The 8,524-nt window shown below is 40.8% G+C and carries 7 protein-coding genes; all 7 read right to left on the reverse strand.

Annotated features, from left to right (window positions below; translation table 11 throughout):
* Nucleotides 1-118 precede the first annotated feature (118 nt).
* Nucleotides 119-3,286, reverse strand: a complete 3,168-nt coding sequence (locus tag HMPREF9443_RS03005; RefSeq protein WP_009145032.1) for a type III restriction-modification system endonuclease — start codon at nucleotides 3,284-3,286, stop codon at nucleotides 119-121.
* Complete coding sequence (locus HMPREF9443_RS10500; RefSeq protein WP_087942298.1) at nucleotides 3,286-4,620, reverse strand: DNA methyltransferase; 1,335 nt, start codon at nucleotides 4,618-4,620, stop codon at nucleotides 3,286-3,288. The genes HMPREF9443_RS03005 and HMPREF9443_RS10500 overlap by 1 nt, the downstream gene beginning before the upstream one ends.
* A complete protein-coding gene (locus HMPREF9443_RS03015) occupies nucleotides 4,601-4,789 on the reverse strand; it encodes a TnpW protein (protein ID WP_040564894.1) in 189 nt (62 codons plus the stop codon). The genes HMPREF9443_RS10500 and HMPREF9443_RS03015 overlap by 20 nt, the downstream gene beginning before the upstream one ends.
* A 118-nt stretch (nucleotides 4,790-4,907) precedes the next feature.
* Nucleotides 4,908-6,173, reverse strand: a complete 1,266-nt coding sequence (locus HMPREF9443_RS03020; RefSeq protein WP_040564899.1) for a plasmid recombination protein — start codon at nucleotides 6,171-6,173, stop codon at nucleotides 4,908-4,910.
* Between the two features lie 179 nt (nucleotides 6,174-6,352).
* Nucleotides 6,353-7,372 (reverse strand): AAA family ATPase, encoded by a 1,020-nt coding sequence (locus tag HMPREF9443_RS03025; RefSeq protein ID WP_040564901.1) that lies wholly within the window; start codon nucleotides 7,370-7,372, stop codon nucleotides 6,353-6,355.
* Nucleotides 7,353-7,544 carry a hypothetical protein gene (locus HMPREF9443_RS10960; RefSeq protein WP_040564903.1) on the reverse strand — a complete coding sequence of 64 codons (192 nt, stop codon included), beginning with the start codon at nucleotides 7,542-7,544 and terminating at the stop codon, nucleotides 7,353-7,355. Before HMPREF9443_RS10960 ends, HMPREF9443_RS03025 begins: the two co-directional genes overlap by 20 nt.
* A gap of 250 nt (nucleotides 7,545-7,794) precedes the next feature.
* Nucleotides 7,795-8,418, reverse strand: a complete 624-nt coding sequence (locus tag HMPREF9443_RS03035) for a type A-13 chloramphenicol O-acetyltransferase (RefSeq protein WP_040564913.1) — start codon at nucleotides 8,416-8,418, stop codon at nucleotides 7,795-7,797.
* Between the last annotated feature and the right edge of the window lie 106 nt (nucleotides 8,419-8,524).

Raw genomic sequence — 8,524 nt, forward strand, 5'->3', positions numbered from 1 at the left:
CAACGAGGAAATTTATTAGCATCTTCTTATAACAGCAAGTGTAAAGATTTTACAAAAAGAGTATACACATAGGCACAAGCAAACTATCAGCGTGAATTATTCCATATTCGGTTTTGGTTTATCTATCCAGTACAATATCCATCAGGCTCTTGTAATCCTTTACCTGACCGTAATGCACTTCGCCATTGGAAAGCTTTTCAAAAAGCTTTTCGGCACATTTAATTTTTGCCTGCTCCATAGATTTCAGTTCCGTACTTTCATTAGTGCCTTTGGTTTCAGCAATGAAATATACGTACTTAATCTTTCCCTCTTTGAAAGCAATTGCCCAGTCAGGCGAATATTTGCCTACAGGTGTCGGAATGTAAAAACCTCGCGGAAGCTTTGCGTATACTGCGACTTCATCTGCTTTATCCAGATTTTCAACGAATTTACGCTCCACACTCTGCTCTGCTGTACCATCAGTAACAACATAATCAGTTACGGCATGCAACGCAGGAAATACCTTAGACAAAGCTACACGATGACATTCCGCTGTAAAGATTTCTTTGTCAAAAACTTCATTTGTTGTATTGTAGGTAACGCCTTCTACAATCAGGCCGGCCTTCTGTTCGTTAATCAGACGTGCAACCTTGCTGATAAACTCTTCCGGATTATCACGGAATTTCCTGTACTTCATCATATTGATTCTGCTCAAAATAGCAGCAACAGTGCGACGTGTTAAAGAAGTCCGTTGCGTCAGCTCGTGCAGCAAATCATACTTCAAGCTGCTGTCATGAGCATTTTCCAATACATTTGTAGTATGTGAAGGTGCTACAAAGCTGGTTTTTTGCTCTAATTCATGCGCCTGCATATTATTTTTCTGATATCCGACGCTCAATGTATAAAGTGTCTGAGTAACCTGCAGCTTGGCATCAATCGCTGCCACAGCCTTATCAATCAGCACATTACTGTCAATCTTTACGGTATAAGCACACTTACGGTTGATACGCTTCCACAGCTTCTGGAATTCCTGCTTTTCAAAATTCTTATTGTTGAGCTTGTTTTCAACGGTTGTCTGATTACCGTTAGTAATCATATCCTTAAGCGAATCTTTATCATACAGGCTCTTAATCAGTACATGTACAGCAGGCTCAATATCCTTAAGCTTATCCTGCACAGGCTCCAAAGTACCGTTGGCGGCATCCTGCTTATATTTTTCGGTGATTCTGTCATCATCGTCAAGATAATCATGTCTATCAAGATATTTCACTATCTGACGTGCCTGCTCGCCTTCAATTTTATAAGTTTCATCGCCAACCTTTACTACTCTGCCGAAGAAGTACTCTATAGATACCTTTTCAGGACGTTCATACAAAGCTTTTTTGATTTCATCCTGCAGGCTGTCGACAAAACCAGCATAGCTTTCGCTGGCAATAACCGTCAGTTTATTGACCACATGCACATTAGCTCCGCATACGCTTTCATCCATGCGCTCACCCTGCTGATTAACGCAGATACGCATGCCACGACCGACCTCCTGACGCTTATTGACATTGCTGTTGGATTGCTTCAAGGTACAGATTTGGAATACATTGGGGTTATCCCAGCCTTCACGCAATGCGGAGTGAGAGAAAATAAAACGCACAGGATTATTGAAGCTTAACAGTGCTTCCTTGTTACGCATAATCAAATCATAGGCGGATTCATCGTTAGAAGTATCCTTGCCACGTTCACATTTACTGTCAACGCTATGGCCTTTTTTATCTATGCTGAAGTAGCCTGTATGAACTGCACTTACATCCGCAGCCATATTTCTCAGATATTCGCCATACGGCGTTTGATAAAGCTCCTGCATCCTATCTCTGAAAATTTTCTGATATTCTTCTTCAAATATTTTGCCGTATTCGCCCAGCTTTTGTGTGCCATCTTCGTCATATAATCTGTATTTGGCAACCTCATCAATAAAAAACAGCGATAAGGTTTTGATGCCTTGCGTAAAAAGTTGCTCTTCCTTTTCAAAGTGAGATTTTATAGTTTCGCGAATCTGTACACGACGCAAATCAGACATTTCCTGACTGTTGTTAGCAACTTCACCGCCATGTAATTCTTCTCCGTTGGTAAATCTTACGCAGCCTGTATCGCTGGCATCAATGTCACTGATTTTGTAGCCTTCGTACTGCAGCATGCCGTTAGAAAGCTCGTACAGATTATCTCCGTAAGCACAATTGCGTAAAACACGCTTAACAGTACCGCTTTTCAGCTGCTGTTCAAATTCCAGCTTTACCATGGGAGGTTTATTTTTGGAAGTAACAAAGCTGTCGCAGTAAAGGTAACCGTCAATGCCTTTAAGATTTACAACCTCAATACCCTTAACCTCTATCTTTTTGACCAGCTTATGATTATAGGCATCTATTGCATCTAAACGGTATACTTCATTATGCTCCTGCTTATGCGTAGCAGAATAATTGACGCTGAAAAGCGGATTAAAACGCTTCATTGCTTTTTGTGTAGCAGGACCATTCAGCTTCTGCGGTTCATCAAGAATCAAAATAGGATTAGTTTTGGCAATAACATCAATAGGCTTGCGTGAACCGAATTCATCACGTTCACTGTAAATAATCAACGCACCCTTATCACCGCCACGTCCCTCCTTATTCTTCTCCTCATTCAAGGACTTGGCAAAGGCTTGATTATTAATAATCATTACATTGATTTCGTTGCTTTTGGCAAAATCATCAATCTTCGTCAGGTTTTTGCTGTCATAAATGAAATAACGCGCTTTCTTGCCATACTGGCTCATGAAGTGCTCTTCCATAGTTTCCAGGCTTTTCTTGACGCCTTCACGGATTGCGACAGAAGGGACGATGATAATAAATTTGTTCCAGCCATATTGCTTGTTCAGCTCAAACATGGTCTTGATATAGACATAGGTTTTGCCTGTACCTGTTTCCATTTCAATATCAAGACTGCACTTTCCCTGACCATCTATAAGCTCCTTCGACGGAGTTATATTATTATTGCCTTGAATAAGCTTAATATTTTCCAGAAGCTGCACCTTATCCAATTTTATTGGCGCATTGGCATAACCAAGTATTATATCCTGCTTAGCTTCCTTTTCGTCAAGCTCCTGCTGAAACAAGTTATAACCATTGCTATTCTTTGCATTTTTGGTTTTCACCGGCACAAGTCTGCCCGGATCAAAAAAGTAGCTAGTATCCTGCGCAGGACGCACCTGTCCCTTGAACACGTCAACCACTGCATTGACAGCATCCGTCTGGTACTGCTGAATTTTAAAACTGAACTTCATTACAGCACCCTCCTCACTGTTTGCGGACTATAGGTATTGAAAATCTGCTCAAAGTTAATTGCTACGCTGTCATCAGCCTGCGAGCTGTCACGCATAACAAAATAGCTCGGCATTTCTTTGGCAATGGCAGTGATAACCTCATCCGTCACATTCTTATCAAAGCAAGCTATTAAATGACCTTGCGCCACATTGTAGACAGTTTTACCGGCAATGCTTATCTTTTCGATTTTGCTGGAAAGCGGCGTATCCAGCTTCAGCATAGCATCAAATAGCAAATCCTCATCGCTGCGGTCTTTTTTGATATTGTCAACAAACAGGCTCTGCTGTTTATCCATGTATTCCTTAGGCGTGAAGTACACGTCCTCCATGTTACTGCTGTCGCATTTCAGCACGCGGAAGCCGATGTCTAAATCCTGGGTTGTCAGCGGATTTTCTTCTTTGATTTTCTTACCGGCACGGCGGATGCGCTCCTTGCCGATTTCGCAGATATTTTTGTAGCCTGCTTTGTAGGCTTCGCTGTTTTCAGCGCACACTTCCGGTAATTGTACCATGATGAACTTGCGCTTACCGCCATCTTCGGCATTAAGCTGCATGACTGCGTGAGCGGTGGTAGCAGAGCCGGAGAAGAAGTCGAGGATGATATCATTTTTACATCCACACAATCTTATTAATTCAGCAATTAACTGTTTACTTTTTGGATTATCAAATGGCAACTGTATTTCTTTACCTATTTGTGAAACTTCAATATCTGTCCAATTATTCGTTCTTAATGCGGTATCAGATGGAGCAACCCAATGTTGCACTCCTCCATTTTTACCAGTTCCATTAGGAATTCGTCTAACAAACTCTGTTATCCCATATTTTTCAGCATACTCTTCAATAGTCATCTTATCAGAATACTCTTCTACGTACGTCTGATAATTTGAAATTGCAATATATGCTTTTTCTTTTGAATTTCTCCATTGTCCAGTTTCTGGAGTAAAACCCAGTATATCATAACGCATAGTCGGTCTATCCGCATTACTCCAAAACACATCCCATCTCCCTTTTTTTGAAGAATTCTCTTTTTTATATCTTAACGCCGTCATCAAGAATAAATCAGATTTAGCATAAATAAGAATATATTCAAATCCTACATTCAGACTCCAAAGCCCATTACTTGCAAATTGCGAATTCAGACTTTTTATTCTCCTTCTTACCAATAATGCATTTCTGTAATTATATTCAGCAAAAATCTCATCACATATCTTTCTCAAATTTTCTACTTCATTATCATCAATACTGATAAAAATAACTCCATCGGGATTGAGTTTGTCAAGATACTTTTTGTGGATTTTCTAAATTAAACGATTTGTCCGTAAAGAAGCCGCCCAAAACCTCGTGCTTGCAGATGTCCTGAAACACCGTATTCAAAGGCTTTTTGGCACTTTCGGACTGCTTTACATTTACGATGAATGTTATCTTTCCAATGCGTTGTGAATAAGAATGTTTCTGTTCTTTCATATAGTCCGTTCCTTTCTTTCGTAAGATTTGATTGTGGGGCATTCATATTAGAACACCCAATAACCGCAGTTTCTCAATAGTTCAAGAAGTCATTAAGTCGTGAGTATAATGGAAAAGGTTATCTTTCCATACCACGCTTGTTTCTTCGAGCCTTGATACGCTCCTGTCGTTCTTTTTCCCTTGCTTCTTTTTCGGCTCGTTCCTGTGCTTCCTTAAAAGAAAAAAGCTGCTTCACTTTTTCGGTAAAAAGTTTAGCAACTTCGGGAAAATGCTCCAACGCTTGAAGAAAAGGTCTGCACTTTTCTTTCAGTTCGTTGTATTTAGTTTTCATTCTTTCGAGTGCGTTTGCACAGTCAAAATATTTCTGTCGGTAATAGTTTGCACTCTGTTCTAATTCGCTGATTTCCGCACGACTGGTAATGCCCTCTTTAGCAAGGGCAGTCAGTTGGGAATAATCCTCTTTGGAGATTGCCATTTTACCTGTGATTGTTTTCTGCCCCATACGGTCAATCTCGTTATAGGTTTTGGAAACATTACGGGCAGGCTCATACTTTATCTGTTCACGCTGAATACGCTTCTGCAACTTCTCCAATCGTTCCTTGTCCTGCTTGATTTGATATTGTAGGGAAGTAAGATGTTCGGCGGTACTTCCGTATTCGCCACGCTGAAAGCCTTTGAACCCTTGCTCCGTCATATAGTTAAACAATTCGTCTTGCAGTATGCTGTACGAAGCTCGAAACATAGGTTTTCCATTCTTTCTGAGAAGCGGATTGCCTTTTTCATCGGTCAGCGGAATATCCGATTTCCATTTCTTTGAATGGCTGATTTGATGAACAACTTCCTTAACTGTTCCTCGCAGTTTTTCATCTTTGCAACGCTTACTCCATAGGATTTCTTTCTCCACCACAGGCAGAACCATAGCGTGAAGATGATAGTGGTACACCTCTTTCCCAAGTTCCTCGGTTGCCGCTATATTGATTTCATCAGCGTGCATTACTGCCGATATTACATTTTCAGCACCGAATTTTTCTTCGATGAAATGGAACGCTTCTTCATAAAACTGCTTTGCGTATTCGTAGCCGCCGTTACGCTCGAAGTACATCGTGTTCACATCAATCACAATCTCATTAAAGAGCGTTGCGTCTTTTCTCAACCCACGAAGCGACACCATACCGTCAGTTTCCATCTGCTTTAACTGTTCCATATAGGTCGGTGCAAAAGGCTTTTTGAAATGCACATTATAGGGTATGCGTTCCTCAATCACATTCATATTTTCATAGCTTTCATTCTTGCGTTCGTTGTGCCTTTCTGCCTTGCTCACATCAGAAGCGGTGTATTTTTTTACCCTTGCACAACTCATATCCACCTTGTTGCTTTTCGCCATTTCGTTCTCCTTTCTCGGCAGGGCGAAGCCATTACACAACATTCTTTGAATGTGTGTAACCCACTATGACACTTTCAGACTTCGTCTGCAAAGATGTCGTGGGCAAGGGTGTTCCCCCTTGACCTCCTTTGATACCTCAATCATAAAAACAGACTGTCCCATCAGCAGACAGCCTACATTTATTCTCTCGGTATATCGCCCATCGGCAAAGACCAGTACCACAGAAAGCCTTGTTTTCGGGAGATAACTCCTGCTTTCTTCTTTGCCTTTTTAATGGTCGATTTCTTGAACCCTGCGGCTTCCAGTTTTTCTTCGCAATCCGAAGAAAGCATTTCTCCGTCTTTCAGCATTTCCAAAAGAAATTCTTTCGCCTTGATTTCCTTTTCGTTCGGTCTGCCCATTTTGGGTGCGAGGGATTGGAACGCTTCTTCTGCGGTCATTTCCATTTCAGAAATAAAGTCCACTCCCTTTTCTGCCACCTCAAAAAGAATTGCCGAGCCTGTCGGGGCAAGGTTGGATTTCACTTGCACCATATATCGTTCCGCTGGTGCTTCTTTGTTCGGTGTGCGTGTGATTGCAAGAATACTTCTTGCAGCACCCGCAATATCAATCGAACCGTTGGTGCGATAAAGAGGATTTATATCTCTCATCTTGTTCATATGGGCGATAATCACGATGGCACAGCCAGTATTTTTTGCAACTGCAATCAAGTGATTAAACTCTGCCCTTGTTTCGTTGGCATTGTTCATTGAACAGTTCTCTCCGATATAGGAACTCATCGGGTCAAGAATTAAAAGTTTTGCGTGATACTTTTCGATTGCTTCAGCAATACGGTTATCTCCAAAGGATAAAGACTTTTCATCTTCCTTGATGAAGATAAGATTTTCTCCATTCCCACCGGCAGAGTTAAATCGGGGTACTACCGTATCGTCTGCATCATCTTCCGTTGTCTGATAGATGATAGTCATAGGTTCTATTTCTTCATCGGTAAAGGGTAAGGCTTCTCCCTTTGAAAGCAGGGCGGCAATGGAAAGCATTAACTTGCTTTTTCCATCGCCCGGATCGCCCTGCAACAGCGTAACCTTGCCGAATGGAATATACGGATACCACAGCCATTTCACTTCTTTCGGTTCGATTTCACTTGCCTTGACAACTTCAAGAGGTACATTTACATTCATTTCATTTTCCATTCTCATCATTGTTCTTCGTTCTCCTTTTCGATAAATATTTAGGGCAAAGCACCACGATACAGCGGAAACTCTGCTTGCAGTCATTACTGCATTTTCTGCAAAGGTCGTTGTAGGTAATGCGATTTCTTTCATTCAGAAACAACGCCCACTCTTGTTTCCGTTTCTTACTCATTCTCGGCATATCAATCCTCCTTTCCGTCTGAAAACAAAAAAACCACAGGGAAGATACTCAGAGCCTTGTTTCTGTCATTTCTCGGGGGCGAAAATCGGGTAAAAAACCCTTGCTAAGCCTATCAAAAAATCACGCAAGGTATTTGTACTAACCTGTGGTTATGTATGAAATTGTGGGGTTTTGGGTAACAAAAAACACCGTATTTCTACGATGTTTTCTGTCACATATATTCTATTTAAGATACTGACAAACTGGGATTTTATTTATTCAGCAAGTCTTGTAATTCATCCAAAAAACGGCAAACATGAAAGCCGTCACAAACGGCATGATGCACTTGAATCGATAAGGGAATATAGTATTTTCCGCCCTCCTCATAATACTTCCCAAACGTAAATATCGGCAGTAGATAGTCATATCCTTTTTTTAGATTTAAGTTAAAGCCTTCAAAGCTTGTCCACGGTATCATAGAAACAGGGAAAGTGTTTTCCGGAGGATTAGGCTTTGCGGACATTCCCATTCGTTCACCAAAAGCGTCTATATCCTTTTGATAGTTCTGAAGAAACTCAGTATAGTCTGCTGTAAACTCAGTCCAAATACTCGAAAAGGTTTCAGTTTCCTTATGAAAAACTGTGTAGCAAGGCAGCATTTCTGAAAAAACGCCTACCTGTCCGTTTTCATCTAATGCGGTCCTGAACTCTTCATGTCGATTGATGATCGTTGTAACTCCATATAAAAGAGTTGGGTATAACTTTTTTCCATCCTTTTTCAACTTAGAAATATCGAGTTTTACCGTCATACTATATGTGCAGGGCGTATTGCCAAAATAGTGGTCGAAATACTCTTTTCGTGTCCAATTATTTATATCAATCTTTGTGAATTGCATCATTTATCCTCCGTAAATTCCGATTTATCTCGCTGATTTAGACGTATTGTACCATATTTTTGTGAATTTTTCAAGGTACTGTCAATAGTTTTGCGCAAATTTCTTC

This window comes from Phascolarctobacterium succinatutens YIT 12067, from assembly GCF_000188175.1.
Lineage (GTDB): Bacteria > Bacillota > Negativicutes > Acidaminococcales > Acidaminococcaceae > Phascolarctobacterium_A > Phascolarctobacterium_A succinatutens.